The sequence below is a fragment of the Frateuria soli genome (genome assembly GCF_021117385.1).
Lineage (GTDB): Bacteria > Pseudomonadota > Gammaproteobacteria > Xanthomonadales > Rhodanobacteraceae > Frateuria_A > Frateuria_A soli.
Genome location: NZ_CP088252.1, coordinates 3,290,487 through 3,316,065, shown reverse-complemented (window position 1 = coordinate 3,316,065; position 25,579 = coordinate 3,290,487). Strand labels below are relative to the sequence as shown.

General features: G+C 69.7%; 23 protein-coding genes. 8 read left to right on the top strand and 15 right to left on the bottom strand.

All coding sequences use genetic code 11. From position 1 onward, the window contains the following. The first annotated feature begins 115 nt into the window (after window positions 1-115). The 3 genes from LQ771_RS15205 (at window position 116) to hemC (ending at window position 2,901) form a co-directional block, all read left to right on the top strand. A complete protein-coding gene (locus LQ771_RS15205; protein ID WP_231350217.1) occupies window positions 116-1,162 on the top strand; it encodes a sensor histidine kinase in 1,047 nt (348 codons plus the stop codon). Then, entirely contained in the window at window positions 1,162-1,866 is a 705-nt protein-coding gene (locus LQ771_RS15200) for a LytR/AlgR family response regulator transcription factor (RefSeq protein WP_231350216.1), read from the top strand. Before LQ771_RS15205 ends, LQ771_RS15200 begins: the two co-directional genes overlap by 1 nt. 120 nt (window positions 1,867-1,986) lie before the next feature. Further along, window positions 1,987-2,901 carry a hydroxymethylbilane synthase gene (gene hemC, locus LQ771_RS15195; RefSeq protein WP_231350215.1) on the top strand — a complete coding sequence of 305 codons (915 nt, stop codon included), beginning with the start codon at window positions 1,987-1,989 and terminating at the stop codon, window positions 2,899-2,901. A 180-nt stretch (window positions 2,902-3,081) separates the two neighbouring features. Here the strand turns inward: hemC and LQ771_RS15190 are convergent, their stop codons facing one another. Next, window positions 3,082-3,888 (bottom strand): DUF481 domain-containing protein, encoded by an 807-nt coding sequence (locus LQ771_RS15190; protein ID WP_231350214.1) that lies wholly within the window; start codon window positions 3,886-3,888, stop codon window positions 3,082-3,084. Between the two features lie 91 nt (window positions 3,889-3,979). Continuing rightward, window positions 3,980-4,894, bottom strand: coding sequence for a hypothetical protein (locus tag LQ771_RS15185; protein WP_231350213.1), 915 nt, complete (start codon window positions 4,892-4,894; stop codon window positions 3,980-3,982). Window positions 4,895-5,019: 125 nt separating this feature from the next. Between LQ771_RS15185 and LQ771_RS15180 the strand changes: the two genes are divergently transcribed. After that, entirely contained in the window at window positions 5,020-5,997 is a 978-nt protein-coding gene (locus LQ771_RS15180; protein WP_231350212.1) for a helix-turn-helix transcriptional regulator, read from the top strand. Window positions 5,998-6,111: 114 nt separating this feature from the next. Here LQ771_RS15180 and LQ771_RS15175 read toward each other — a convergent pair whose 3' ends face one another. After that, window positions 6,112-7,878: an SLC13 family permease gene (locus tag LQ771_RS15175; protein WP_231350211.1), complete on the bottom strand. Its 1,767-nt coding sequence runs from the start codon at window positions 7,876-7,878 to the stop codon at window positions 6,112-6,114. Between the two features lie 220 nt (window positions 7,879-8,098). Between LQ771_RS15175 and LQ771_RS15170 the strand changes: the two genes are divergently transcribed. Continuing rightward, window positions 8,099-9,025: a patatin-like phospholipase family protein gene (locus tag LQ771_RS15170; protein ID WP_231350210.1), complete on the top strand. Its 927-nt coding sequence runs from the start codon at window positions 8,099-8,101 to the stop codon at window positions 9,023-9,025. 49 nt (window positions 9,026-9,074) lie between these two features. On the opposite strand, the gene LQ771_RS15165 is transcribed toward LQ771_RS15170, so the two are convergent. The 7 genes from LQ771_RS15165 to LQ771_RS15135 all read right to left on the bottom strand — a co-directional run bounded on the left by LQ771_RS15165 (window position 9,075) and on the right by LQ771_RS15135 (window position 13,605). Further along, window positions 9,075-9,443, bottom strand: a complete 369-nt coding sequence (locus tag LQ771_RS15165) for a DUF488 domain-containing protein (RefSeq protein ID WP_231350209.1) — start codon at window positions 9,441-9,443, stop codon at window positions 9,075-9,077. 98 nt (window positions 9,444-9,541) lie between these two features. Continuing rightward, the gene (locus LQ771_RS15160) at window positions 9,542-10,258 is read right to left on the bottom strand and encodes a glycosyltransferase family 2 protein (RefSeq protein ID WP_231350208.1); all 717 of its coding nucleotides are present in this window, start codon (window positions 10,256-10,258) and stop codon (window positions 9,542-9,544) included. A gap of 153 nt (window positions 10,259-10,411) precedes the next feature. After that, entirely contained in the window at window positions 10,412-11,281 is an 870-nt protein-coding gene (locus tag LQ771_RS15155; RefSeq protein WP_231350207.1) for a ParB/RepB/Spo0J family partition protein, read from the bottom strand. A 2-nt stretch (window positions 11,282-11,283) separates the two neighbouring features. Beyond that, window positions 11,284-12,129, bottom strand: a complete 846-nt coding sequence (locus tag LQ771_RS15150) for a ParA family protein (RefSeq protein WP_231350206.1) — start codon at window positions 12,127-12,129, stop codon at window positions 11,284-11,286. A gap of 100 nt (window positions 12,130-12,229) precedes the next feature. Next, window positions 12,230-12,406, bottom strand: coding sequence for a glycosyl transferase family 39 (locus LQ771_RS15145; protein ID WP_231350205.1), 177 nt, complete (start codon window positions 12,404-12,406; stop codon window positions 12,230-12,232). 46 nt (window positions 12,407-12,452) lie between these two features. After that, window positions 12,453-13,079: a 16S rRNA (guanine(527)-N(7))-methyltransferase RsmG gene (gene rsmG, locus LQ771_RS15140; RefSeq protein ID WP_231350204.1), complete on the bottom strand. Its 627-nt coding sequence runs from the start codon at window positions 13,077-13,079 to the stop codon at window positions 12,453-12,455. A gap of 70 nt (window positions 13,080-13,149) precedes the next feature. Next, window positions 13,150-13,605, bottom strand: coding sequence for an SPFH domain-containing protein (locus LQ771_RS15135; protein WP_231350203.1), 456 nt, complete (start codon window positions 13,603-13,605; stop codon window positions 13,150-13,152). A gap of 320 nt (window positions 13,606-13,925) precedes the next feature. On the opposite strand from LQ771_RS15135, the gene LQ771_RS15130 reads away from it, so the two are divergent. From LQ771_RS15130 to LQ771_RS15120, 3 genes are all read left to right on the top strand, one after another. After that, window positions 13,926-16,949, top strand: coding sequence for a TonB-dependent receptor (locus LQ771_RS15130; RefSeq protein ID WP_425491287.1), 3,024 nt, complete (start codon window positions 13,926-13,928; stop codon window positions 16,947-16,949). Window positions 16,950-17,133: 184 nt separating this feature from the next. Further along, on the top strand, window positions 17,134-18,603 hold the full coding sequence (locus LQ771_RS15125) for a glucoamylase family protein (RefSeq protein WP_231350202.1): 1,470 nt from the start codon (window positions 17,134-17,136) through the stop codon (window positions 18,601-18,603). Between the two features lie 120 nt (window positions 18,604-18,723). Then, window positions 18,724-19,263 (top strand): gluconokinase, encoded by a 540-nt coding sequence (locus tag LQ771_RS15120; RefSeq protein ID WP_231350201.1) that lies wholly within the window; start codon window positions 18,724-18,726, stop codon window positions 19,261-19,263. A gap of 88 nt (window positions 19,264-19,351) precedes the next feature. On the opposite strand, the gene LQ771_RS15115 is transcribed toward LQ771_RS15120, so the two are convergent. The 5 genes from LQ771_RS15115 to LQ771_RS15095 form a co-directional block, all read right to left on the bottom strand. Then, window positions 19,352-20,185 carry a pirin family protein gene (locus tag LQ771_RS15115; RefSeq protein ID WP_231350200.1) on the bottom strand — a complete coding sequence of 278 codons (834 nt, stop codon included), beginning with the start codon at window positions 20,183-20,185 and terminating at the stop codon, window positions 19,352-19,354. Window positions 20,186-20,432: 247 nt separating this feature from the next. Next, window positions 20,433-21,116: a YecA/YgfB family protein gene (locus tag LQ771_RS15110; protein WP_231350199.1), complete on the bottom strand. Its 684-nt coding sequence runs from the start codon at window positions 21,114-21,116 to the stop codon at window positions 20,433-20,435. A 6-nt stretch (window positions 21,117-21,122) separates the two neighbouring features. Next, window positions 21,123-21,893, bottom strand: a complete 771-nt coding sequence (gene xth, locus LQ771_RS15105) for an exodeoxyribonuclease III (protein ID WP_231350198.1) — start codon at window positions 21,891-21,893, stop codon at window positions 21,123-21,125. Window positions 21,894-21,924: 31 nt separating this feature from the next. Next, entirely contained in the window at window positions 21,925-23,286 is a 1,362-nt protein-coding gene (locus tag LQ771_RS15100; RefSeq protein ID WP_231350197.1) for a cation:proton antiporter, read from the bottom strand. Between the two features lie 139 nt (window positions 23,287-23,425). Further along, window positions 23,426-25,483 carry a M3 family metallopeptidase gene (locus tag LQ771_RS15095; protein WP_231350196.1) on the bottom strand — a complete coding sequence of 686 codons (2,058 nt, stop codon included), beginning with the start codon at window positions 25,481-25,483 and terminating at the stop codon, window positions 23,426-23,428. Between the last annotated feature and the right edge of the window lie 96 nt (window positions 25,484-25,579).

Sequence of the window (25,579 nt, the reverse complement as noted above, 5' to 3'; positions counted from 1 at the left end):
CCCGGGAGGGGTGGGAGCGGGGGACCGTGCTTGCCCCCGGACCCCGTCACGCCTTGGCGGCGTCACTGCCCACCCCATGGCGGGAAAGCGGGCAAATGCCGGCATACTCGTCGACATGAGCGCCCAGCCCGCCCGCCCCACCACGCCGCTGCCGGACTTCTGCCGCCTGCCGGCGGTCGCCGCGCTGTTCGCGGTGGGCGCGCTCACCGTCACGCTGATGTGGCTGGCGCCGGACAACACGCGCGGCTGGCGCGGCTACAGCGTGGGCATGCTGTTCGTGACCTGGCTGTCGATGCTGATCGCGCTGGCGCTGTGCTACGCGCGGCCATGGCTGCAGCGGCTGGGCGGCTGGATGCCCTATGCCGGCGTGTGGCTGATCATCGAACTGGTGGTGGCGCTGGCCAGCGCGGTGGCGCGCTGGATGGACGCCGCCCTGCAGCTGGACCTCGTGCGCACCGCGCCGATGGCCTTCGTGCGCGACAACCTGCTGATCGCCGCCCTGCTGGGCGCGGCGATGCTGCGCTACTTCTACGTGCTGGCGCAGTGGCAGGCGCGCCTGGCCGCCGTGGCGCACGCGCAGGTCGACGCGCTGCAGGCGCGCATCCGTCCGCACTTCCTGTTCAACAGCATGAACACCGTGGCTGCGCTGGTGCGGGTGGATCCGGCCACCGCCGAGCGCACCATCGAGGACCTGTGCGAGCTGTTCCGCGCAGCGCTCGGCCAGTCGGGCAGCCGCGACGGCACGCTGGGCGAGGAACTTGCCCTTATCGAGCGCTACCTTGCCATCGAGCAGCTGCGCCTGGGCCCACGCCTGCACGTGCGCCGCGAACTCGATCGCCTGCCGACCGGCTATCCGCTGCCGCGCCTGCTGCTGCAGCCGCTGGTGGAGAATGCCGTGCGCCATGGCATCCAGCCCCGCCGCGAGGGCGGCGAGATCCTGCTGCGCGGCACGCTGGACGGGCGCGCGCTGCTGATCGACATCAGCAATCCGCTGCCGGCCGCACCGACCACGCCCGGCCACGGCCACGGGCTGACCAACGTGCGCCAGCGCGTGGCCTTCCGCTACGGCGCACGCGCCTCGGTCGAGGCCGGGCCACAGCAGGACCGCTTCGTGGTGCGCCTGCGCCTGCCGCTCGATCCCCCGCCCGCGGAGCAAACCTGATGCGCGTGCTGATCGTCGACGACGAGCCACTGGCGCGCGCCCGCCTGGCCGCCCTGCTGGGCGAATGCGAGGGCGTGGCGGTCGTCGGCAGCGTGGCCGACGGCGAAGCGGCACTCGCGGCGATCGGCGAAACGCAACCGGACCTGCTGCTGCTGGACATCAACATGCCGGGCCTGGACGGCGCGGCGCTGGCTGCGCGGCTGGCCGGGCAGGCGCGTCCGCAGGTGGTGTTCTGCACCGCCTACGAGAACCACGCACTGACCGCCTTCGAGCTGGGCGCGGTCGACTACCTGCTCAAGCCGGTGCGGCTGGAGCGGCTGCGCGAGGCCCTGCAGCGCGCCCGCCAGCGCCTGGCCGCGGCGCCGCCCGAACCGGTGGGCTACCTGCGCGGCCGGCTGCGTGGCGAGCAGGTCCGCATCGCGCTGACCGAGGTGGTCTGCCTGCTCGCCGAGGAGAAATACGTGGTGGTACGCCATGCCGGCGGCGAGCTGCTGATCGAGGAATCGCTGCGCCAGCTGGAGGAGGCCCATCCGGCGCAACTGGTGCGCCTGCACCGCAACTGCCTGGTGCCGGCGCCGCGCCTGCTGGGGCTGAAGACCCTCGCCGACGGACGCGTGCTGGCGCGGCTGGCCGGCACCGAGTTCAGCCCCGAGGTGAGCCGGCGCAACCTGGCGGCGGTGCGCAAGCTGCTGCGCGCGGGGTAAGGGTGGCTGGGAGCGTCCGGCTGCCATCGCCGGGTTCCTGGCGTGCTGAGGCGCCACACCGCACGCGCGATCCGGCAATTGCGGCGACAATAGGCGCTCAAGCGTATTGCCGGAGCCCCCATGCAGTCTTCCATCCTGCGCATCGCCACCCGCAAGAGCGCGCTCGCGCTGTGGCAGGCCGAGCACGTCGCCGCGCGCCTGCGCGCCGTGCATCCGGGCCTTGCCGTCGAGCTGGTGCCGATGACCACCCGCGGCGACGAGATCGCCGATCGCCCGCTGGCCACCATCGGTGGCAAGGGGCTGTTCCTGAAGGAACTGGAGGTGGCGATGCTGGAAGGCCGCGCGGACTTGGCGGTGCATTCGCTGAAGGACGTGCCGGCCGAGCTGGAGCCGGGCTTCGTGCTGCCGGCGATGCTGCCGCGCGCGGATGCCGCCGACGCTTTCGTCAGCAGCGACCACGCCACGCTGGATGCGCTGCCCGAGGGTGCCCGCGTGGGTACCTCCTCGCTGCGCCGGCAGGCCCAGTTGCGTGCGGCGCGGCCGGACCTCGAGCTGCTCGACCTGCGCGGTAACGTCAACACGCGCCTGGCCAAGCTCGACGCCGGCGACTACGACGCCATCGTGCTCGCCTGTGCGGGCCTGGAGCGACTGGGCCTGGCCGCACGCATCCGCCAGCGACTGGCCGCGCCGGACTGGTTGCCCGCGCCGGGGCAGGCCGCCATCGCGATCGAGGCGCGCGCGGACCAGCCGGCCGTGCTGGCGCTGCTGGCGGCGCTGGACGACGCCGACACGCGCGTGACGGTCAGCGCCGAGCGCGCGATGAACCATGCGCTCGGTGGCAGCTGCACCGTACCGGTGGCGGCCTGGTGCGTGCTGGGCGAGCGTGGCCTGCACCTGCACGGCCTGGTCGGCGATGCCGCCAGCGGGCGGCTGCTGCGGGCGGAGGCGGGCGGGCCGGTGGGGCAGCCCGAAGTGCTCGGCCGCGCCGTCGCCGAGGCACTGCTGGCGCAGGGCGCCGGCGAGATGCTGGGCTGAAGCTGGCTTGCTCCTTACCCCCTCTGGGGAGAACACCCGGATGAGGGGCTGGGGCTGGGGCTGGCGGGAAGGCGGCCTACTGCCGCGCCTTGCGATTCACCGCAAGCTTGACCCCTCATCCCAACCCTCTCCCCGACAGGGAGAGGGTGCCATTTCTGGCGAATCCCGAATCCCGAATCCTCAGAAGTTGTAGACCAGGTTGGTCGTGGTCAGCGTGTCGGTGCTCTGCGTGCCCGGCTGCGTATCGGAGTTGTAGCGCACCTGGAAGCCGAGTTTGAGCGCCAGCTTCCTGGTCATGCTGACCGAGAGGCCCGCATCGTTCTGGTAGTACTTGTTCTTCGAGCCCGCTTCGACCAGCAGCGTGTCCTCGAAGGCGGTGTTGTCGGTCAGGCGGTACTTGAAGTTGATCAGGCCGCGGCCGACCACCTCGCTCTCGGTGGGCTGGCGCACCTCGACCGTCTCGTTATTCACCAGCACCGTGGTGTTGGCCGGGCGGTAGCGCTTGTAACCGGGACCGATTTCGAAGGACAGCTCCGTGCGTTCGTTCTTCAGCGCGATGTAGCCGTAGCCCAATGAGACGATGCCCTGCCACAGGTTGGAGCCGAAGTCGTCGTGCTCGTAGCGGGCGGCCCCGACGATGTAGCTGCGCGGGTCGAGCTTGTAGCCGACCGAGGCGCCCGCGTCGTAACGGTTGGCGGTGGTGGTGAAGCGATCCACCGTCGCGCCGGACTCATCCACCACGGTGACCTCGCCCTTGGAACGCATGCCGTTGAGGAAGAAGTTGTTCTTCCAGTACTCGTTTTCCTGGTTCAGGCCGAGCTTGGCATTGACGTTCTCGGTGCGCGAATTGCCGCGCGCCGAGGCGAAGCCGAACTCGCCCGAGCCGGTCCAGCCGCCGTTGTCGGTCGCGCTGTTGGGGGTGTCCTGCGCCTGTGCCATGCCGGCGAAGGCGAACAGGCAGGCGGCAACGATCAGGGTCTTTTTCATCGGGCGATCCATGGATGGGCCAGGCGGGAAGGCCGCCACCTTAATGCGGCGGTTTGAACTAGCAGTGAACATCCGCGCCACGCATTCCGGTCTAGCGACCGAGGCCGTGCGCGGCGTCGGCGCGGCACAGGCGCGCCAGCGCAGCCTCGTAGGCTCGTTGCTCGATGGTGCGCCCGAGCAGGCAGCTGGTCGCGGCCACCGCCACCAGCAGCACGCCGGCGTCGGCCAGGTCCACCACCAGCAGCGCCAGGCTCGGCACCGCATAGGTGAACAGCGCGGCGACGAAGCGCGCGGTACGCCCACGCACGCGGTACGGCGGCGGACGCCCTTCCGGCGGGCTGAGTGCCTGCCAGCGCAGGCCCTCGATCAACCCCAGCAGCAGGGCGAACGCCAGCAACACCATGATCCAGGGCCGCGTGCCGGCCGCATGCACCGCGCCGTCCTGCGCGGCCAGGCACAGCCACAGCCACAGGCCGCCCGTGTACCAGGAGGCGACCACCCGGCTCACCGGCAACTGCGCGGAGCAGCGCAGCATGCCGCTCGGCAGCCGGCGACGGAAGTTGTGCACCGTATAGACCAGGCTGGCAGCGCTGCACAGCGCCAGCGCGGCGCCGGCCAGTCGGGTCGCCCAGAAGGTGTTGTCGCCCCGGACCAGGCCGGCCACCGCCAGCATCGGCAGGTAGGCCGCCAGCGCCAGCAACGCTTCGCGGGTGGGCCGGCTGCGCCGGGCCGGGAACCAGCCGTGCCACTCGGACAATCCCGGCAGGTGCAGGCAGGCGACCAGCAGGCCGGCGCTCACGAACGCCGCGCCCAGGGCCAGCGGCAGCAGCGCCTCGCTGCGCCCGCCACGGTAGATGCCCAGCGCCAGCGCCAGGCCCAGCAGCATCCACAGGCCATAGCCGGACAGCGCCAGCGTGCGCAGCAGCGAGGCCGGATAGGCCGGCGGCAGCGGATGCTCGCGCATCGCGGCGGGGACGCAGGCCTGCATGTCGCTGGATGGGTGCATCACATCGAAGGCTCGGCGGCTGGGGAAAAACCGCGACCCGGCTCTCGTGCCGGGCCGTGCGACGGACTTGCGGCCGTCGCGGGCCGTACCCATGCTACACAAAGCTCCCATCCCTGCGGTATGCCATGGATCGCTACGAACGCATTCTGACCCTGCACCGGGTTCTCAAATCGGCACATTACCCGGTACCGCTGGCGCGGCTGATGGACGAGCTGGAATGCTCGCGGGCCACGCTCTACCGCGACATCGCCTTCCTGCGCGACGGCCTGGGCGCGCCGATCGAGAGCGCCGGCACCGACCAGGCCGCGTTCCGCTACGAGGTGGGCGAGGGCGAGCGCTTCGAACTGCCGGGCCTGTGGCTGACCTCCGACGAGCTGGCCGCGCTGCTGGCGCTCAACGAGTTGATGGGACGTTCGGGGCCAGGCGTGCTGGCCGGCGCGCTGGCGCCCTTCAAGGCACGCATCGAGCGCCTGCTGACCGGGCAGGAGAAAGCCAAGGCCCTGCCGATCGAGCGCATCCGCGTGATCCCCTGGGGCGAGCGCAAGCTCGACCAGCAGGTGTTCCGCGTCACCGCAGGCGCGGTGCTCGAACGCCGCCGCCTGCGCTTCGCCTATCGCGCGCGCACCACCGATTCGGACAGCAAGCGCACCGTATCGCCGCAACGGCTGACGCACTACCGCGACAACTGGTACCTGGACGTGTGGGACCACGATCGCGAGGCGCTGCGCAGTTTCGCGGTGGACCGCATCCGCGACGCGCACGCGCTGGACGAACCCGCCATCGACGTGCCGGAGGCGGATCTCAACGAACTGCTCGCCTCCAGCTATGGCATCTTCGCCGGCAAGCCCAAGGCCTGGGCCACGATCCGCTTTTCCGCACACGCCGCGCGCTGGGTCGCCGACGAGCACTGGCATTCGCAGCAGAAGGGCGAATGGCTGCCGGACGGCCGCTACGAACTGAAGGTGCCGTACTCCAAATCGCGCGAGCTGCTGATGGACGTGCTCAAGTACGGCCCCGACGCCGAAGTGGTGGCGCCGCTGCCGCTGCGCGAGGAGATGAAAAGCCTGCTGCACATGGCGTTGGGCGCCTACGGGGGCAGGTAATGGGGAATGGTCAATAGGGAATCGTGGAAGCAGAGCACCTCGCGGTGATCGCCGGGACGCGCGTCGCTTTTGCTTCTAACGATTCCCCATTCCCGATTCCCGATTCCCGGCCGCTCAGGGATGGAACGGCCACAGCTGCGGGATCAGCCACATCGACAGCGCGCAGAACAGCGCGATCAGCGGTATGCCCACCTTCATGAAGTCGGTGAAGCGGTAGCCGCCGGCGTAGTACACCATCGTGTTGGTCGGATAACCCACCGGCGTGGCGAACGAGGTCGCCGCGGCGAAGGCCACCGCCACCACGAAAGGACGCGGATCGGCGTGCGCCGCATGCGCCACCGTCACCGCGATGCTCACCATCAGCACCACCGAGGGGTTGTGCCCCATCAGTTCGGTGAGCAGGGCGGTCAGCAGGTAGACCATCAGCAACGCGGCCAGCGGACCATGGCTGCCGACCAGTCCCATCGCGCCCTGCACCACCACGTTGGACAGCCCGGTCTTCTCGATCGCCAGCCCCAGGGGCAGGATCGCGCCGAGCAGGATGATGATCTTCCAGTCCATCCCCTCGTAGACGTCCTTGCGGCCGAAGCAACCGGTCAGCGCCATCGCGGTGGCGCCGCACAGCGCGGCGATCGGGATCGGCAGCCAGTGCATGCCCGAGGCGACCACCACCAGCACCATGATCGCCGCGGCCATCCAGGCCTTGCGCATGCTGCCGCGCGCGTCGTCACGCTCGCTGAGCACGATGAACGCATCGTCGCTGCGCAGCTTGGGCATGCCGCCTTCGTCCACCAGCGCCAGCAGCACGTCGCCGACCGCCAGGTCGGTGTTGCTCAGCTTGTCGCGCAGCACCTGGCCACGGCGATGGACGGCCAGCACCGAGGCGCGGTAGCGCCAGTCCAGGCCCAGCTCGGCGAGCCGCCGGCCCTCGGCGGGACTGCCCGGCGCGACCATCAGTTCGGCCAGCACGCGGGTGCGGTCGTCCTGGCGCGCGTAGTGCTGCTCGGGGGCGTTGCGCAGGCGCGTGCGGCGCTGGAACTCCTCGATCTTCTCCCAGTCGCCGCGCACCAGCAGCACGTCGCCCGCCGCGAGCTGCTGCTCCCGCGGCGACCACATGCGCCGCTCGCCGCGCAGCAGCTCGAGCGGATAGACCCCGTACTTGTCGCCCAGCTGGGCATCGGCGATGCGCGTGCCCAGCAGCGGCGAGTCCTCGCCGACCACCAGTTCGGTCACGTACTTGCCGACATCGCCGCCTTCCGGCAGCGCGGCGTCGATGTGCTTGGGCAGCAGCTTGCGGCCGATCAGCATCAGGTAGCTGATGCCGGCCACGGCCAGCAGCGCACCCAGCTTGGTGAACTCGAACACCCCGAACGGCGGCAGGCCGTGCTTCTGCGCCAGGCTGTCGGTGAGCAGGTTGGAGGAGGTGCCGATCAGCGTGCACACGCCACCCATCTGGGCCGCGTAGGCCATCGGCATCAGCACCCTGGCCGGCGAGGTGCCGGTACGCTGGCATACGCGCAGCGCCAGCGGCAGGAAGGTGGCGACCAGCGCGATGTTCTTCACGAACGCGCCCAGCGGGGCGATCGCCAGCATCATCGCCAGCGTCAGCAGCCACGGCTTGCGGATGCGCATCAACAGGCGCGTCAGCGGCTCCAGCGCACCGGAGCGCTCGATCCCCAGGCTCAGCGCGAACATCGCCGCCACCGTTACCGTGGCCTCGTTGCTGAAGCCCGAGAGTGCCTCCTCGGGCGTGACGATCTGCAGCACCACCAGTGCCGCCAGCGCCAGCAGGGCAACCAGGTCGATGCGTACCTTCTCGCTGGCGAACAGCGCCATCGCCCCGACAATGACGGCGACCGTGGCCCAGGCCTGCCAGCTCATGCGCGCGCTCCGCGACGGCGCGAAAGGCGGCCCGGGGCGGGCGTGCGGAGCAGGACGTTCGAGCGGGGATCGGCTGGCATGGTTCCTTTCAGGCTGCCTTTCGTTGGCGCGGGCGCCGACGGACCATCATAACGGTCGCGGCCGCTGTACGTCGGGACGCAGACTTCACCACAGCCCCACGCTAACGTATCGTGAGGACTCGCCCTTCACAGGCTAACGCATGAGCCATCCCGCGCCCGCGGTCGCGCCAGGCAAACCGACCGTCGCGCTGGCCCTGGGCGCCGGCGGCGCCAAGGGCCTCGCGCACATCGGCGTCATCGAGGAGATCGAGCGCCAGGGCTACGCCATCGGCGCGATCGCGGGGTCCTCGATGGGTGCGCTGATCGGCGGCATCTACGCCATGGGCAAGCTCGCGGTATACCGCGACTGGGTCTGCAAGCTGGCGCGCTTCGACGTGTTGCGACTGGTCGACTGGACCTTCAGCGGCGGCCTGATCAAGGGCGAGAAGATCATCGAGACGCTGCGCGAACTGATCGGCGACGCGCGCATCGAGGAGCTGCCGCTGGCCTACACCGCGGTGGCCACCGACATCGACCGCGAACGCGAAGTGTGGCTGACCCGAGGACAGCTGTTCGACGCGATCCGCGCCTCGATCGCCATTCCCACCATCTTCCGCCCGCACGTGATCGACGGCCGGCGACTGGTGGACGGTGCGTTGCTCAACCCGGTGCCGGTGACGCCGCTGATCCGCGATCGCGCGGATGTCGTGTTCGCGATCAGCCTGGACGGCCCGGCGCACGTCCTGACTCCGGAACGGGATGCCGGCGCCGATCCCCGGCCGGCAGCGGATCCCGGCTGGCTCGACCGGCTGCTTGCGCGCGGTCTCGCGCGCGGCCTTGCGCACAGCGAAGACAAACCCGCGCGCGTGCACGAGCCCGGTGCGCTTGCCCTGCTGACCCAGGCGATGGACCTGATGCAGTCCAACCTCTCGCGACTGCGGCTGGCCGCGTACGAACCGGACCTGCTGATCGAGATCCCGCGCGATGCCGCGGCCACCTACGAGTTCTACCGCGCGCGCGAGCTGATCGAGCTGGGCCGCGCACGTGCCCGCGAGGCGCTCGAGCGCTGGCAGCCACCGGCCGGCTGAAGGGCGATGTCCCTATCCGTCGCGCGGCGGCCGGGCGCCTGCGTGCGGATCAATGCGGCCCGTGTGCGGCCAGGTAGTTTTCCAGGTACGCCTTCAGCGCCACGGCGTTGTTGTGCTCCTCGTCGCGCGCGCCGAACAGCAGGGTCACGTGGTGGCGACGGGCTTTCTCGGCCAGCGTCTGCCAGGTATCCGGGTCGGCATCGAGTTCGCCGGCGTACCGGTGGCGGAAGCCCTCCCAGCGCGCCGGCTCGTGGCCGAACCACTGGCGCAGCTCGCGCGAGGGGCCGACTTCCTTCATCCACAGGTCCAGTGCCGCGCTGTCCTTCTTCAGGCCTCGCGGCCACAGGCGGTCGACCAGCACGCGGTAGCCGTCCTTGGGCGAGGGCGGGTCGTAGACACGCTTGACGGTCAGGCTCATGGCATCCCCCTTGGAGAGCAACCCGCGCCAAGCTTACCCCCGCCGGGTGAACGCTCCGTGGGGCGCCGGGCAATCACCCCGCGCCACGCCGGCTGCGCTCAGAGTTCCTCGACGCGGGTGACCTTGGCACGGCGCATCAGCCAGGCCACGCCGCGCAGATCGGCCAGGCCGACCCACAGGCGGTCGAGCATGCCGTACTTGGAGGTGCCGGCGGTACGCGGGCGATGGCCGACCGGCACACTGCGGCTTTCGAAGCCGGCGCGGCGTACCAGCGCCGGCAGGTAGCGGTGCATGTGGTCGAAATAGGGCAGGCGCAGGAAGGTCTCGCGCTCGAACAGCTTGAGGCCGCAGCCGGTATCGGGCGTGGCGTCCTTGAGCATGCGCGAGCGCACCGCATTGGCGACCTTGGAGGAAATGCGCTTGTTGAAACTGTCGCGGCGCGTGGTGCGCCAGCCAGCGAACAGCTTCACTTCGGGCGGCGCGTTCCTGCGCGCGTCGAGCAGGCGCGGGATGTCGGCCGGGTCGTTCTGGCCGTCGCCGTCGAGGGTGGCGATCCAGCTGCCGCGCGCGGCGCGCACGCCGTTGGACACGGCAGTGCTCTGGCCGCTGCGGTGCACGTGATGCAGCACGCGCAGTTCCGGGTAATCGACCTTCTGCGCGGCCAGCACGGCACGGCTGTCGTCGGTGGAATCGTCGTCCACGTAGACAATCTCGAAGTCCACCTTGCCGCGCAATGCGGTGGCGATTTCCGCAAGCAGCGGCGGGATGTTGTCGCGCTCGTTGAACACGGGCACGACGACGGAAAGCTCGGGCATGGGGCCAGTCCGGGGAACGTTAAGGCGGGGATTATCGCCGATGCGGGTCGCGGGCGCAGGAAGGCGGCACGACTTGCCTGCAGGAGCGCACCTGTGCGCGACCGGATGCATGGCGGTCGCGCACAGGGTGCGCTCCTACGAGGGAACCGGGGTTCAGCGCAGCTTGCCGAGGATTCCGTCCAGCTCGTCGTTGCTGTGGTAGTGGATCACCAGCTTGCCCCGGCCACCGCGGCCCTGGGCCAGCTCCACGCGGGCGCCGAAGCGTTCGCCCAGCTCGCGCTCGAGCGCGTCGACATTGGGATCGCGCGCGCCGCCGGCCCTGGCCTTGCCCTTGGGCGCGGCCTGCGCGCGGCGCGCGGCGTCCTCCAGTTCGCGCACGCTCCAGCCCAGTGTCGAGGCCTGGCGCGCCAGCGGCACGGCGATGCCTTCGTCCAGGGTGAGCAGGCAGCGGGCGTGGCCCATCTCCAGCTTGCCCTCGTCGAGCAGTTTCTTGATCGGCGCGGGCAGGTCGATCAGGCGCAGCAGGTTGGAAACGGAAGCGCGCGAGCGGCCGACCGCGTCGGCGGCCTGCTGGTGGGTGAGGTCGAAGTCGTCGATCAGCCGCTTGAGCGCGTCGGCTTCTTCGAGCGGGGTGAGGTCCTGGCGCTGGATGTTCTCGATCAGCGCCATCGCCGGCACGGCGGCCTCGTCGACCGTCTTGACCAGCGCCGGGATCTCGCTCAGCTGCGCGCGCTGGGCGGCACGCCAGCGGCGTTCGCCGGCGATCAGCTCGTAGCTGTTGCTGCCGATGGCACGCACCACCACCGGCTGGATCAGGCCCTGCGCCTTGATCGAGGCGGCCAGTTCGTCCAGCGCCTCCTCGTTCCAGTGCCGGCGCGGCTGGTACTTGCCCGGCTGGATCTGCTGGATCGGCAGGGTACGCAGCTCGCCCTCCTGCTCCAGCGGCGATGCGGTGCCGGCGCCGTCGCCGCCGAGCAGCGCGTCCAGCCCGCGGCCGAGTCCCCGTTTCTTCGCGGCGGCCATGGTTACTCCTGGTGGATGTCGGCGGCCGCGTCGAGCGTCTCGCCGGTGTCGTGCATGTCGTTGAGCGCGGCCACGGCCGCCTGTGCGCCGCGTTCGCGACGGATGATCTCGCCGGCCAGGCCGATGTAGGCGATCGCACCGCGCGAGCTGCGGTCGTACAGGTGGATCGGCTGGCCGTGGCTGGGCGCCTCGGCCAGGCGCACGTTGCGCGGGATGATCGAGCGCAGCACCTTGTCGCCGAAGTGCTGGGTCAGCTGCGCGGAGACTTCGTTGCCGAGGTTGTTGCGCACGTCGTACATGGTGCGTAGCAGTCCCTCGATCTCCAGCTTCGGGTTCAGCCGCTGGCGTACGGCCTTGACCGTATCGAGCAGGCTGGAGAGACCCTCCAGCGCGAAGTATTCGCACTGCACCGGGACCAGCACCCCGTCGGCCGCGGCCAGCGCGTTGAGGGTGAGCAGGTGCAGCGAGGGCGGGCAGTCGATCAGGATGGTCTGGTATCTGTCGCTGATCTTGGCCAGCTGTTCCTTGAGCCGGCTCTCGCGCGCGATCGCATCCATCAACTTGAGCTCGGCGGCGGTCAGGTCGCCGTTGCCGGGCAGGAGATCGTAATGCGCCTCGGTGGCGACGATGGCGCGCTCGATCGGCGCCTCGTCCAGCAGCACCTCGCAGCCATTGGGCTTGGCCTCGCGCTTGTCCACGCCCGAGGCCATGGTGGCGTTGCCCTGCGGGTCCAGGTCGACCAGCAGCACCTTGCGCTTGGCGGCCGCCAGGGCCGCAGCGAGGTTGACCGCCGTGGTGGTCTTGCCGACGCCGCCCTTCTGGTTGGCGACAGCGATGATGCGTGCCATGGGTCGATGGTTACCGGTTACGCGGAAGGGGCCTAGTGTAGTGGGTCCGGCGCGATGGGCGACCCCGCCGGGCGGGCGCTTGCGCGCAAGGTGCGCCGCATCAACGGGAGAAGACCGGGCCGCGGCGGCGAAAGCGGAGCCAGAAGGCAAGTTCCAGGCTCAGCCCGACCAGCAACAGCGGCACGCCGGACCGCGGCTGGCCGAAGAAGGCCGGGCCCAGGCCCAGTGCGAACGCGGCGGCGGCAACGAGCAACCCCGGACTCGCCAGGTGGCGCATGCGGTATCCCTCCACGGATCGGCACCGAGCATAACCCGGCCCGGGTCTAGGCGCGGCCGAGTACCAGCAGCTGCCGCTCCGCCTCCAGCCCCGGCACCTGCAGCGTGTGCCGCCCGCACAGACGGAAGCCGGCCGGGATTCCGGCCAGCTCGTCGTCCGCCGAAGGACCTTTCATGGCCAGCCACGTCCCGCCCGGTACCAGCAGATGGCCGCCCCAGCCGAGCATGTCGGCCAGGCTGGCGAAGGCGCGCGCGGTGATGCAGTCGAACTGGCCCTGGAGCTCTTCCACGCGCGACTGCACGGCGCGCACGCCTTCGAGCTTCAGCGCGCGGATCGCCTCGCGCAGGAAGCGCACCTTCTTGCCGTTGGAGTCGACCAGCAGGATCTCGCGGCCGGGCGCGGCGATCGCCAGCGGGATGCCGGGCAGGCCGGGGCCGGTGCCGAGGTCGGCGAGCGTGCTGCCGCGCACGTGGGGCAGGATCGCCAGCGAATCGAGCAGATGGCGGGTGACCATCTCGGCCGGGTCGCGCACGGCGGTGAGGTTGTAGGTGGCGTTCCAGCGCTCCAGCAAGGCCAGATAATCCAGCAGGCGTCCGGAGGCGCCGTCGGGCAAGGCCAGGCCGAGCGCGGCGAGGCCGTGTTCGAGGCGGTCGTGCAACGGGGCGCGGATCATGGGCTTGGACTCGGGAAAAAGGCCAGCCGCACAGTATCGGGGGCTGCCGCCAGGGATGCCAGCGGCGGGCTCAGGCGAGGTCGAGGTCGACCCGCGTGACCAGCATGCCGCGCTCGCGCAGGGCAGCGTTGAGCCGCAGCTTCAGCCGGCTGCCGAGATGGCGGCGGTCTTCATCCGCCCCGGCCGCTTCGGCCTGGAGCGCGTCCAGTGTGCCGGTGCGGATCAGTTGCTCGACCTGGTCGATCACCGCGTCGGCGCGCTCCGGTTCCAGCACCTGCCAGTACACCTTGCCGTGGATGTCCCGGGTGGGCGCGAGTGCCTCCCGGAAATGCATCACCTGGCCGTTCAGGTCGATCCGGTGGCCGATCCGCTCCAGGCCCGGCAATACCAGGTGGGTGCCCGGCTGCAGCAGACGCAGCAGCTTGCCGCCGCGATGCAGGCTATGCACCTGTCCCACCGGTACGGGCTTGACCGCGCTGGCGAGCAACGCCAGGCAGGTGATCAGGACGAGCAGGGCAGTTGTCATGGAATTCAGGCGCTTGCGGCGCGTTACTCGAACAGGGGAATGGACGTCAAGGCAACATGTTGCTGCAACCGATCTTAATAAGCATTTAACAGACTTGGCGGGAACCAGCGCACGGTTTGCGCGGTGTCTGCCTGACCTCCGCATCGGCGGCCACCGGCCGTACTTGAGCGAGGTTCGTGCGGAGCGCGGACGCGTCTGTCGCGGGGCCCGCGGCAAGGTAAACCGGCGTCCCGGGAAGCGCCCCGAGCGGAAAAGCTCACGGGCGCATCACTCCCTTGAAACAAACATCGGCAAAAACCCGGCCCTCGAGGGAGGGGACCATGAAGACGATGTCGCGCTTGAACAAATGCCTGCTGGCGAGCCTCATCACCGGCTCGGTGGCCACGCTCGCCGCCGCCCCGAACCTGTCGTGGGCGCAGACGGCCAATGCCACGCTCCGCGGCACCGCGCCGCCCAACACCGAGGTCACCGCCCGCAACGTGGCGACTGGCTCCGTGCGACGCACCCGTGCCGGCGCTGACGGCAGCTACGCGCTGCCCGGCCTGCAGCCCGGCACCTACCAGGTCGATGCCGGCCCCGGCACCGAGCGCACCGTCACCCTCTCGGTGGCCTCCACCGCCACGCTCGACCTGGGCCAGCCGCAACCCGTCGCAGCCGGTGCCCCGTCGGCCGCCACCGCGACCACGCTCAGTGGCGTGTCGGTCACCGCCACGGCGTTGCAGGAGGTGAAGACCTCCGAAGTGGGCAATACCATCTCGCTGCGCCAGATCCAGACCATCCCCCAGATCTCGCGCAACTTCCTGGAGTTCGCCGACACCGTGCCCGGCATGGTTTTCACCGTCGATGCCAAGGGCAATACATCGCTGCGCGGCGGCGCGATGAACAACAGCTCGGTCAACGTCTACATCGACGGCGTGGGCCAGAAGAGCTACGTCAAGGAAGGCGGCATCAGCGGCCAGTTCGGCAGCCAGGGCAATCCGTTCCCGCAGCTGGCGATCGGCGAGTACAAGGTCATCACCTCCAACTACAAGGCCGAGTACGACCAGATCTCCTCGGCCGCGGTGACCGCGCAGACCAAGTCCGGCACCAACGAATTCCATGGCGAGACCTACTACCGCTACACCAACGACGCCTTCCGCGAACGCACGCCGTCCGAGCGGGAATCCGGAACCAAGACACCGTCGGAGGAAAAGGAATACGGCTTCGCCATCGGCGGCCCGATCATCAAGGACAAGATGCACTTCTTCGCCGCGTACGAGGCCAAACGCTTCGATACGCCGATCACCGTGGTCGCCAGCGCCGACGGTGCTCCGGGCGTGCCGTACCTGCCGGCCGATGTCGCCGCGCAGTTCGGCCCGGCCGGGCTGAATTTCAAGGAAGACCTCTACTTCGGCAAGATCGACTGGGAGCCGACTGATCGCGACCGCTTCGAGGCCAGCGCGCAGATCCGCAAGGAGAACCAGCTCGGCGGCGTCGGTGGGGTCAATGCGGTCACCGCCGCCTTCAATACCCGCAACGACGACAAGCGCTACGCGCTGCGCTGGCAGCACAGTGGCGAGGCGTACTTCAACGAACTGCTGCTGACCTACGAGGATGCCTTCAACGCGCCCACCGCGTTGAACTACGGCAACGGCGAGGTCTACACCTGGGAGCGCCCGACCGACGACCCGGTGATTATCCAGACCGGCGCGGCCAATCCCCTGGCCACGCAGGACAAGGGCCAGAAGGGCCCGGCCATCCAGGACGACTTCACCTTCAACGACCTGCAGTGGCACGGCGACCACGTGGTCAAGCTAGGCTTCAAGAAGAAGCTGGTCACCCTGCACGCGGCCGACGCGGCCGACGTCAACCCGCAGTTCTATTACAACGTCACCCCCGCCGGCACCGCCGATACGCCGTACAAGGCGTTCTTCACCAAGCCGGTGACCGGCCTCGGGCTGTCCCCGACGGTGGAGACCAAGAGCCACCAGTTCGGCGCCTACATCCAGGACGACTGGGCCGTGACCGACAAGCTCACGCTGAACCTGGGCGTGCGCTGGGACTACGAGCGCACCCCCTCGTACACCAACTTCGTCACTCCGGCGAACGTGGTGGCCGCGCTCAACAGCCAGGATCCCAACGCACCGGCGGGACAGACCTACGCGCAGTCGCTGGCGCTGGGCGGCATCGACATCAACGACTACATCAGCACCGGGCGCAATCGCTCGGCCTACAAGGGCGAGTGGCAGCCGCGCCTGGGCTTCTCCTACGACCTTTTCGGCGACGAGGCCCACGTGATCTTCGGCGGTGCCGGCCGCGCCTACGACCGCGACCTGTACGACTACCTGCAGCTCGAAACGACCAAGTCCGCGTTGCCGCAGTACACGATCTACTTCCGTGATCCGGCCACGGGCCAGTGCCATCGCGCCTCGACCCCCTGCTACGACTGGAATCCGGCCTATCTGAACGGTCTGGCCAACCTGCAGGCGCTGCTCGGGCCGAGCAGCAACGCCGGCACCGAGGTCGATCTGCTGAACAACAACCTCAAGGCGCCGTACTCCGACCAGTTCAGCCTGGGCATGCGCAACGCGATCGGGGAGTGGAACACCAGTGCCACCGTCTCCCGCATCCTGAGCCATGACGGCTTCGCCTTCACCCTGGGTAACCGTTACCCGGACGGTTCGTTCTGGCAGAACAACGGCCAGCCTTGGGGCAACGGCGTGCCCGGCTTCGGTGCGCTGATCGTCGGCAACAACGGCATCGAGACACGCACCACCCAGGTGCTGCTCTCGGCCGAGAAGCCCTACACGAAGGCATCCCACTGGGGCGCCACCTTCGCCTATACCTTCACCCACGCCACGCAGAACCGCGACATCAACGAGCACTACGCGTTCGACGAGGCGACGATCGACGATTACCCGTTCATCACCTCCAACGCCGCGGCCAAGCACCGCTTCGTCGCCACCGGCAACATGGACGGCCCGTGGGGCACCACGCTCTCGGCCAAGCTGACCCTGGCCACGCCGCTGCCGTTCAACGGCATCGCCTGCTACGACGGCGCGGTGTTCCCGGCCGGCAACAACTGCATCCCGCAGGCGGCCACGCCCGGCGGCTCGCGGTTCCTGGTCGGCGGCAAGATCTGGGGCTACCGGGACGTCGATTTCCAGGCGACCAAGAACTTCGATCTCGGCAACGGCGTGACCCTGTTCGGGCGGTTCGACGTGCTCAACGTGTTCAACTGGGACAACTTCGTCGATTACGTTCCCACCTATGCCAACGGACAGGCGACGGTGGAATACAACCGCCTGGGCAACATCACGTTCGTGCCGCGCACGTTCAAGTTCGAGGTCGGGCTGACCTTCTAGCGCGACGGCCAGCATGCCCGTCCCCTGTGCGGCCGCACCCGGTCGTACAGGGGCATCGCCGGGCCTGCCGATGAGCGCAGGTACTTCGCGGCCGTCGGTTGACCGGTGCCGCCCTTCGATCCGTTTCTTCACCGTCCGGCGGTGGCCGGCTGTCTTCCACCCACCCCCGCGGATGCCGTGCCCCATGCCTCGCCGATCTCCCCGTCCCCTGTTTGCCGTCCTGCTAAGCGCCGCCTTCGCCGCATCCGCCGGCTTGCCGGTGCAGGCGGCGACGCCCGCGCCGACGGCGATGACCTATGCGGCGCTGCCGCCTGCGCGGCAGAAGCTGGTCGACGACCTGGAACGACGCACCTTCGACTGGTTCTGGGACAGCGCCGATACGCGGACCGGGCTGGTACCCGATCACTATCCCGGCGAGTCGTTCTCCAGCATCGCCGCGGTCGGCTTCGGCCTGACCGCCTACGGTGTGGGCGTCGAACGCGGTTACATCACGCGCGGACAGGCGGTCGAACGCACGCTCGCCACGCTGCGCTTCTTCGCCGACGCGCCGCAGAACGGCAGCGAGGACGACGCCACCGGCTACCACGGCTTCTACTACCACTTCCTGGACATGCGGTCCGGCAAGCGCTTCGGTCGCTGGGTCGAGCTGTCCAGCGTCGACACCACGCTGCTGCTCGGCGGCGTGCTGTTCGCGCAGTCCTACTACGATCGAGACACGCCCGCCGAACGCGAGATCCGAGCCCTGGCCGACACGATCTACCGCCGCGTCGACTGGCCCTGGATGCAGGTGCGCGCGCCGCTGATCGGCATGGGCTGGACCCCCGGCGGCCAGTTCATCCCGAGCGACTGGAAGGGCTACAACGAGGGCATGCTGGTCTACATCCTCGCACTGGGCTCGCCGACGCATCCGGTCGAGCCAGCAGCCTGGAAGGCTTGGACCTCGACCTACGACAAGACCTGGGGCGCCTTCCACGGGCAGACCTTCCTCAACTTCGCGCCACTGTTCGGCCACCAGTACAGCCACGTCTGGGTGGATTTCCGCGGCATCCGCGACGACTGGAACCGTGCGCACGACCTGGACTATTTCGAGAACAGCCGGCGCGCCACCTACAGCCAGCGCAGCTACGCGATCGCCAACCCGGGCCACTGGACCGGCTACGGCGCCAACGTGTGGGGACTGACCGCCTGCAACGGGCCCGGTGGCATCGTCGTCGAGCAAGGCGATCGGACGCTCACGTTCGAGGGCTACACGGCGCGCGGCGCCGGGCTGGACTACATCTCCGACGACGGTACCATCGCCCCCACGGCGGCGGGCGGCTCGATCGCCTTCGCGCCGGAGATCGTGGTCCCGGCACTGGCGACGATGAAGCAGCGCTACGGCGACTCGATCTACAACCGCTACGGCTTCGTCGACGCGTTCAACCCGAGCTTCCACATCCGCACCGAGCTGCGCACCGGCCGGCTGGTGCCCGGGCTGGGCTGGGTCGACAGCGTGCAGCTGGGCATCGACCAGGGCCCGATCGTGCTGATGATCGAGAACTGGCGCAGCGGTTTCGTGTGGAACGTGATGCGCCGCAATCCGTACATCCGCAAGGGGCTGGCCAGGGCCGGCTTCACCGGGGGCTGGCTGGACCAGCGGCCGGATCAGCCTTGAACGGACTGGAGCACGTTCCCTGTCCCGGGCCTGCCCGAAGGGTGGCTCGCCGGTCGCCGGCCGGTCGAATCCGCCGCGCCAGGGCGCCACGGTCCGGGCTGGAGCCTTGATGGAGCGGCCGTGAGCAAGAACCCGGCAACGACTGCAGCGCCCACGGCCGTGGTGGTGATGGGCGTCTCCGGCTCCGGCAAGAGCACGATTGCGCGGCACCTGGCCGACGCGCTCGGTTACGCGTTCCTCGATGGCGACGACCTGCACCCGCAGGCCAACATCGCCAGGATGCGTTCGGGCACGCCGCTGCGGGATGCCGATCGCCTCCCCTGGCTGGATGCGATCGCTGCCTGGATGCACAAGCAGCTGGCGGCCGGCCACAGCGCGGTGGTCGCCTGCTCGGCGCTCAAGCGCGCCTACCGCGAGCGCCTGCGCGAGGCCGGGCCTGCCGTGCGCTTCGTCTATCTGCAGGTCGACCACGACGAACTGGCACGGCGCATGCGCGCGCGCGAGCACTTCATGCCACTCCGGTTGCTGGGCAGCCAGTTGGCGACCCTGGAGGAACCGGCCGGCGACGAGCCGGCGCTGTGCGTGGACGCCAACGGCACGATCGAGGCGACGGTGGCACGCGCGCTCGAAGGCCTCGCGCAGCAACGCCCGCCGCGGTAGCCCATGCCGCAGGACCGGCCTCGACCCGCCGGCCTGTCACGCGAGCGAGCCGGTGGGTCGAGGCCGCCAGGTGGCGACGCGCGCGGCGTCAGAACCGCCCCGCGCGGAAGTCGGCGATGGCCTCGTGGATCTGCGCGGGGGTGTTCATCACGAACGGGCCGTAACGCGCGACGCTCTCGTTGAGTGGCCGGCCGGCGACCACCAGCAACCGCGCAGCACTGGCGCCGGCGCCCAGGGTCAGGCGGTCGCCCTCGGACAGCACCGCCAGTTCGCCGCGTGCGAGCGGCTCGCCGCCGACCTCGGCCGACGCCCCCTCGAACACATAGGCGAAGGCGTGGTGCTCCGCGGGCAGGTCCAGTTCGAAGCGCGCGCCCGCGGCCAGCGTGATGTCCAGGTACAACGGCTCGGTGGCGACGCCCTGCACCGGACCGATCGCCTCGCCCAGCCGCCCGGCGATCACCCGCGCCTGCACGCCCGGCGCCGGCTCCACCTGCGGAATGCGCTCGGGCGCGATGTCCTGGTAACGCGGCGCGGTCATCTTGTCCGCCGCCGGCAGGTTCACCCACAGCTGGAAGCCCCACATCAGGCCATTTTCCTGCTGCGGCATTTCCAAGTGCAGGATGCCGCGCCCGGCGGTCATCCACTGCACGCTACCGGGACCGAGGTCGCCCTGGTTGCCGTGGTTGTCGCCGTGACGCATGTGCCCGGCCAGCATGTAGGTGACCGTCTCGAAGCCGCGGTGCGGATGCTCGGGGAAGCCGGCGATGTAATCGCCGGCCTGGTCGGAGCGGAACTCGTCGAGCAGCAGGAACGGATCGAGCATGTCCAGGTTGGGCTGGCCGATGATGCGCTTGAGCTTCACCCCGGCGCCGTCGTTGGTGTCGATGCCGCGCACGCGGCGGCTGATGATGCGTTGGCTCATGGGGAACGCCTCCGGCGTGGAAGGATGCCCATGAGCATGGGGCCGGTGGCGAATGGGGCCAAGCGTGGCGGCGTGAACGGATTGTTTCGCCAGGCGCCGCCTTTTGCAGGAGCGCACCCGTGCGCGACGATGCGCCTCCCGGTCGCGCGCAGGTGCGCTCCTACAGGGGGTCCAGCCGGGTGAAGGCACGGCGCAGCTCGGCCCAGGTGGCTTGCTGGAACGGCGCCGGTGGCCCCAGGGTGTGGTTTCAGTGCACCCAGTGGCCGCTGCGCTGGCGCGGCGGCGGCGGTGCTTCCTCGCCGGGCGGCGCGGGCGTGCGCGCGAGCGCGGCCAGCTCCGCTTCGGTGGCCGGGTGTTCGCGCCAGTAGTGGTCGACCGCGCCGAGCACCGGGGCCACCTGCGCCAGGCACTCGTCGTATTCCTCATCGGTGAGCTTCTCGAACTCGGCCTCGGCCGAGAGGATGCCCTCGTCCACCGCCAGCGCCATCACCGGCCCGAGCATCTCCATCAGTTGCGGGTCCTCGGCCAGGCGCTTCTCCCACAACACGGCGCGCAGGTCGATGCCGCGGCTGAAACCCTCGCACCAGCCGGCGGCCGACAGCACCGGGCCGGTGTCGGTATCGACTTCGCCCAGGATCGGCTCGTAGGCGTCGACGTCCAGCTCGACGCGGATCGAGTCGTTCAACTTGGCCAGCAGTTCCAGTACGCGGTTGCCCTCGGCCTCGTCGACGAAGGGATCGTGCAGCACCTCGGGCAGCCACTCGTCCGGCAGCACTTCGAGCGGGCCGACGGCGATCGCCGAAAGCATGCCGTGCACGCCGTCGAGCAACAGGCGCCCTTCGTCGGCATGGCCACGCAGGTAGCGGTCGAGCTCGTCCAGTTCCTCGTCGGTGAGGGAGCTGGGCCATTCTTCAGGCGGGGTGCTGTTCATCGTTCCTCAGATATCCAGATCGAGCGTCACCGGGGTGTGATCGGACGGCCGTTCCCATTTGCGCGGTCCGCGGTCGATGGCGGCCGCACGCGCGGCGCCCTTGAGCGCATCGCCGAGCAGGATCAGGTCGATGCGCAACCCCAGGTTGCGGCGGAAGGCACCTTGCCGGTAATCCCACCAGCTGTGGTGGCCGGCGTCCTGTTCGAACAGGCGGAAGCTGTCGTACAGGCCCAGGCCGGTGATCGCATGGAGCGCCTCGCGCTCGGGCACCGAGCACAGCACCGAGTCGCGCCAGGCGACCGGGTCGTGCACGTCGCGGTCGTCCGGCGCGATGTTGAAGTCGCCCAGCACCACCAGGTTCGGGTAGCGCTCGTGCTCGCGCGCCAGGAACTCGCGCACCTTGGCGAGCCAGTCCAGCTTGTAGTCGTACTTCGGGTCGCCGACCGCCTTGCCGTTGACCACGTACAGGTCGACCACGCGCAGGTCGCCGACGGTGGCGGCCAGGACGCGCCGCTGCGGGTCGTCCAGCCCGGGGATGTCGGTGACCACGTCGGTGGGCGTGTGGCCGCGGGCGAGAACCGCCACGCCGTTGTAGGTCTTCTGCCCGGAAAACACCGCGCGATAGCCAGCCGCGGCCAGCTCGTCGACCGGGAACTTGGCGTCCTCCAGCTTGGTTTCCTGCAGCGCCACGATGTCCGGTTGCGCCTCGGCCATCCACTGGGTCAGCTGCGGCAGGCGCACCTTCAGCGAGTTCACGTTCCAGGAAGCGATCTTCATCGGCGCATTGTAGGGGATGCGCCCGGCAGGGTTATCCGCGCGCGGCCCCTTGGTGCCGTTGCTGCGCGCTGACCCGGCGCCGCCAGGCCAGCAGCGGCTGCGCGCTGAAGCCGTGTATGACCACGCTCAGGGTGATGGTGGTCACCACCACACCGGCGACCAGCCGTGCCGCGTCGCCCTCCAGGCCGTGCAGCAGCGCGTAGGCCAGGTAGTTGAGCCCGCCGATGCCGCGGATGCCCAGCCAGCCCAGCAAAAGGCGGCGGCGCCAGTGCAGTTTCATGCCGATGGTGGTGAGCCAGGTGGCAAGCGGGCGAACAACCACGAACAACACGCCGGCCAGCAGCAGCGCCTGCGGCTCCCAGTGGCGCGCCAGCGCGATGCCCAGCAGCAGCACCAGCAGCGGCCCCAGCAGGTGCTCCATCAGGTTGCCGAAAGTGAGCGCCTCGGCGACCAATTGGCCGACGATCTCCACCGGCTGGTCACGGTCGACGCCGCCGTCCATCGCCGGGCGCACCACGAACTCGGCCGGTGGCGTGCGGGTGGCGTCGCGCTCGCGCGGCAGCCTCGGGTGCGGATGCTCCTGCACCACTCCAACCTCCACCTTGCGCATGCCCACGCCGGCAGCGAACACGGCCAGGAAGCCTAGTGCGCCGATCGACTCGGCCGCGGCATAGGTGACCGCGATCAGACCGGCGGTGATCAGCGCCCCCGGACCCGGGTCGCGGCCCATGCTGACCAGTCGCGTGCCCAGCCTGCCGACCAGCCAGCCGAGCCCGAAGCCGAGCGCGATCCCGGCTCCCACGCCCCACACCAGTTCGAGCAGCGCCCATTCGCCCAGCGCCGTCCATGACAGCGAGCCGTGCAGCCATGCGAGCCCGAGCAACAGGAACGGCATCGCGCTGCCGTCGTTCATGCCGGCCTCGCCGGAGAGCGCCACGCGCAGGCCGTCGTGGTCGGCTGCGTTGTCCACCGCAATGGTGCTGGCCAGCACGGGATCGGTCGGCGCCAGCATGGCCGCCAGCAGCAATGCCAGTGGCCAGTCCAGGGCCAGCAGCAGGTGCGCCGCCAGCGCGGTACCGGCGATCGACAACGCCATCGCCGGAAACGCCAGCCGCCGCGCAACCCGCCACGGTCGCGCGCCCCAGGGTACGCGCAGCTTCAGGCCGCCGGCGAACAGCGAAATGATCAGCGCGACCTCGGTCAGCCGCTGCAGCCAGGAGGCGTCGGCGAGGAAATTGACGCCGACCAGGTACAAGCCCCACGGCCCGACCGCCACGCCGACCCCCAGGTAGAGCGCGAACTGCGTGAGCGGCAGCGGCCGGATCCATCCGGCCGCCAGCGTCACGACCATCAACAAGGCGCCGCCCGTCGCCATCCATCCGAGAAAACCCATTCCGGTTCCTGTCAGCCCAGCTTGCCCGTAGGGTCACGGGCAGGGCATTCAGAACGGATGAAAGAGTGATGCTTTCGCAGGAACGCCGCTGTGCACGCCGCACGCCCATCAGGCGCGCGGTCGTGCCAGCGGGAAAGCTTCAGGTCAGCCCGTGGCTGCGCAACAGGGCCTCCGGCTCCGGCTTGCGGCCGCGGAAGGCGATGAAGCTTTCCAGCGCTGGGCGGCTGGCGCCGACGGCCAGGATCTCGCGGCGGAAGCGCTCGCCGGTAGCCTGGTCGATCACGCTGCCGCCGCGTTCGGTCAGTTCCTCGAAGGCACCGAAGGCATCGGCGCTGAGCAGTTCGGCCCACAGGTAGCTGTAGTAGCCGGCCGCGTAGCCACCGGAAAAGATGTGCGTGAAGGCATGCGGGAAGCGCTGCCACGCCGGCGGGTACAGCACCGCCACCTGGTGGCGCACTTCCTCCAGCACTTCCATGGTGCGCGCACCACGGGTGGGGTCGTATTCCAGATGCAGCAGGAAGTCGAACAACGCGAATTCCAGCTGGCGCACCAGGAACAGGCCGGCGTGGTAATGCCTTGCGGCGAGCATGCGCCGGTACAGCTCCTCCGGCAGCGGCTCGCCGGTCTGCCAGTGGCGCGCGAACAGGTCCAGCGCCTCGCGGTTCCAGCCGAAGTTCTCCATGAACTGGCTGGGCAGTTCCACCGCGTCCCACTCGACGCCGTCGATGCCCCCGATCGAGGGCAGCGCGATCTCGGTCAGCAGGTGGTGCAGGCCATGGCCGAATTCGTGGAACAGGGTCAGCACGTCGTCGTGCTTGAGCAGCGCCGGGCGGCCTTCGGTGGGGGGCGCGAAGTTGCAGGTCAGGAAGGCGATCGGCAGCTGGTGTTGCGCCGCATCGTCGAAGCGCGCGCGGCAAACGTCCATCCAGGCGCCGCCACGCTTGCCGTTGCGTGCGTAGAGGTCGACATAGGCGCCGGCGAAGACGCGCCCGTCGGCATCGCGCACGTCGTAGTAGCGAACGTCCGGATGCCACACGTCGACGCCCTCGCGGTGGCTCAGCGTGATGCCGTAGAGCTTGCCGGTGAGGGCGAACAGCCCCTCGAGCACCGCCGGTAGCGGGAAGTAGGGCTTGAGCTGTTCCTCGTCCAGCGCGTAGCGCTGCTGGCGCAGCTTCTCGGAGACGTACGCCACGTCCCAGGGTTCGAGGTTGTCCAGCTCGAGCTCGGCCTGCGCCCAGGCGCGCAGTTCGTCCAGCTCCTGCTGGGCCACCGGCCGCGCGCGCGCGGCCAGGTCGTGCAGGAATTCCAGCACCTCGGCGGGGGAGCCGGCCATCTTGGTCGCCAGCGACTCTTCCGCCGCATTGGCGAAGCCCAGCAGCCGTGCGGCCTCGTGGCGGAGCTCCATGATCTGTTCGATGCGTTCGCCGTTGTCGAACTTGCCGGCGTCTGGGCCCTGGTCGGAGGCGCGGGTCTGGTAGGCCCAGTACACGCGCTCGCGCAGCGCGCGGTTGTCGGCATAGGTCAGCACCGCCTGCACGCTGGGTTGCTTGAGGGTCACCAGGAAGCCCTCCAGCTCCTGTTCGGCCGCGTACCGGCGCAGCACGCCACGCGCGGACTCGGGTACGCCGGCCAGGTCGCGCTCGTCGGTGACGTGCTCGTGCCAGGCTTCGGTGGCATCGAGCACCGCGTTGGCGAATTCGGTGGACAGGCGCGACAGCGTCACGCCGATCTCGCGGTAGCGCGAGCGCGCCGGCTCCTCCAGCGCCACGCCGGAGAGCCTGAAGTCGCGCAGCGCGTGCTCGACCAGCGCGCGCTCGGGGCGCGGCAGCGTGGCGAACGACGGCGCGTCGGCAAGCGCCTGCACCGCCGCGTACAGCGCGCGGTTCTGGCCCAGCTCGATGGCGTGCTCGGTGAGCTTCTCCTCGGCCGGGCCGTACACGGCGCGCAATGCCTCGCTGTCGGCCACCGCGTGCAGGTGGCCGACCGGCGCCCAGGCGTGTGCCAGGCGCTGTTCCAGCCGCTCCTGGGTCAGCATCACCGTGTCGAAATCCTTCGGCGCATCGGCGGCGGTGAGCGCGTCGATGCCGGCGCGGTAGTCTGCCAGGATGGCGTCTATCGCCGGTTCCACGTGCCCGGGCGCGATCTGCGAGAAGGCGGGCAGTGGGCGGTCGGCCAGCAGCGGGTTTTCTTGGTCCATGAAACACTCCTTCGGATCGTCCCAGCGTGGCGACCGGGCCGGGCGAATTCAAGCCGTGCGGGCGCCGCGGGCGGGTACTCACTTACAATTCGCCGG

What these genes read in the sequence shown, in the direction of transcription:
- LQ771_RS15115 (WP_231350200.1), bottom strand. Translation starts at nt 20,185, where the DNA reads ATGAGCCAACGCATCATCAGCCGCCGCGTGCGCGGCATCGACACCAAC.
- LQ771_RS15110 (WP_231350199.1), bottom strand. Translation starts at nt 21,116, where the DNA reads ATGAACAGCACCCCGCCTGAAGAATGGCCCAGCTCCCTCACCGACGAG.
- xth (WP_231350198.1), bottom strand. Translation starts at nt 21,893, where the DNA reads ATGAAGATCGCTTCCTGGAACGTGAACTCGCTGAAGGTGCGCCTGCCG.
- hemC (WP_231350215.1), top strand. Translation starts at nt 1,987, where the DNA reads ATGCAGTCTTCCATCCTGCGCATCGCCACCCGCAAGAGCGCGCTCGCG.
- LQ771_RS15125 (WP_231350202.1), top strand. Translation starts at nt 17,134, where the DNA reads ATGCCTCGCCGATCTCCCCGTCCCCTGTTTGCCGTCCTGCTAAGCGCC.
- LQ771_RS15130 (WP_425491287.1), top strand. Translation starts at nt 13,926, where the DNA reads ATGAAGACGATGTCGCGCTTGAACAAATGCCTGCTGGCGAGCCTCATC.
- LQ771_RS15165 (WP_231350209.1), bottom strand. Translation starts at nt 9,443, where the DNA reads ATGAGCCTGACCGTCAAGCGTGTCTACGACCCGCCCTCGCCCAAGGAC.
- LQ771_RS15200 (WP_231350216.1), top strand. Translation starts at nt 1,162, where the DNA reads ATGCGCGTGCTGATCGTCGACGACGAGCCACTGGCGCGCGCCCGCCTG.
- LQ771_RS15185 (WP_231350213.1), bottom strand. Translation starts at nt 4,894, where the DNA reads ATGCACCCATCCAGCGACATGCAGGCCTGCGTCCCCGCCGCGATGCGC.
- LQ771_RS15175 (WP_231350211.1), bottom strand. Translation starts at nt 7,878, where the DNA reads ATGAGCTGGCAGGCCTGGGCCACGGTCGCCGTCATTGTCGGGGCGATG.
- rsmG (WP_231350204.1), bottom strand. Translation starts at nt 13,079, where the DNA reads ATGATCCGCGCCCCGTTGCACGACCGCCTCGAACACGGCCTCGCCGCG.
- LQ771_RS15100 (WP_231350197.1), bottom strand. Translation starts at nt 23,286, where the DNA reads ATGGGTTTTCTCGGATGGATGGCGACGGGCGGCGCCTTGTTGATGGTC.
- LQ771_RS15170 (WP_231350210.1), top strand. Translation starts at nt 8,099, where the DNA reads ATGAGCCATCCCGCGCCCGCGGTCGCGCCAGGCAAACCGACCGTCGCG.
- LQ771_RS15205 (WP_231350217.1), top strand. Translation starts at nt 116, where the DNA reads ATGAGCGCCCAGCCCGCCCGCCCCACCACGCCGCTGCCGGACTTCTGC.
- LQ771_RS15160 (WP_231350208.1), bottom strand. Translation starts at nt 10,258, where the DNA reads ATGCCCGAGCTTTCCGTCGTCGTGCCCGTGTTCAACGAGCGCGACAAC.
- LQ771_RS15155 (WP_231350207.1), bottom strand. Translation starts at nt 11,281, where the DNA reads ATGGCCGCCGCGAAGAAACGGGGACTCGGCCGCGGGCTGGACGCGCTG.
- LQ771_RS15135 (WP_231350203.1), bottom strand. Translation starts at nt 13,605, where the DNA reads ATGACAACTGCCCTGCTCGTCCTGATCACCTGCCTGGCGTTGCTCGCC.
- LQ771_RS15180 (WP_231350212.1), top strand. Translation starts at nt 5,020, where the DNA reads ATGGATCGCTACGAACGCATTCTGACCCTGCACCGGGTTCTCAAATCG.
- LQ771_RS15150 (WP_231350206.1), bottom strand. Translation starts at nt 12,129, where the DNA reads ATGGCACGCATCATCGCTGTCGCCAACCAGAAGGGCGGCGTCGGCAAG.
- LQ771_RS15095 (WP_231350196.1), bottom strand. Translation starts at nt 25,483, where the DNA reads ATGGACCAAGAAAACCCGCTGCTGGCCGACCGCCCACTGCCCGCCTTC.
- LQ771_RS15190 (WP_231350214.1), bottom strand. Translation starts at nt 3,888, where the DNA reads ATGAAAAAGACCCTGATCGTTGCCGCCTGCCTGTTCGCCTTCGCCGGC.
- LQ771_RS15145 (WP_231350205.1), bottom strand. Translation starts at nt 12,406, where the DNA reads ATGCGCCACCTGGCGAGTCCGGGGTTGCTCGTTGCCGCCGCCGCGTTC.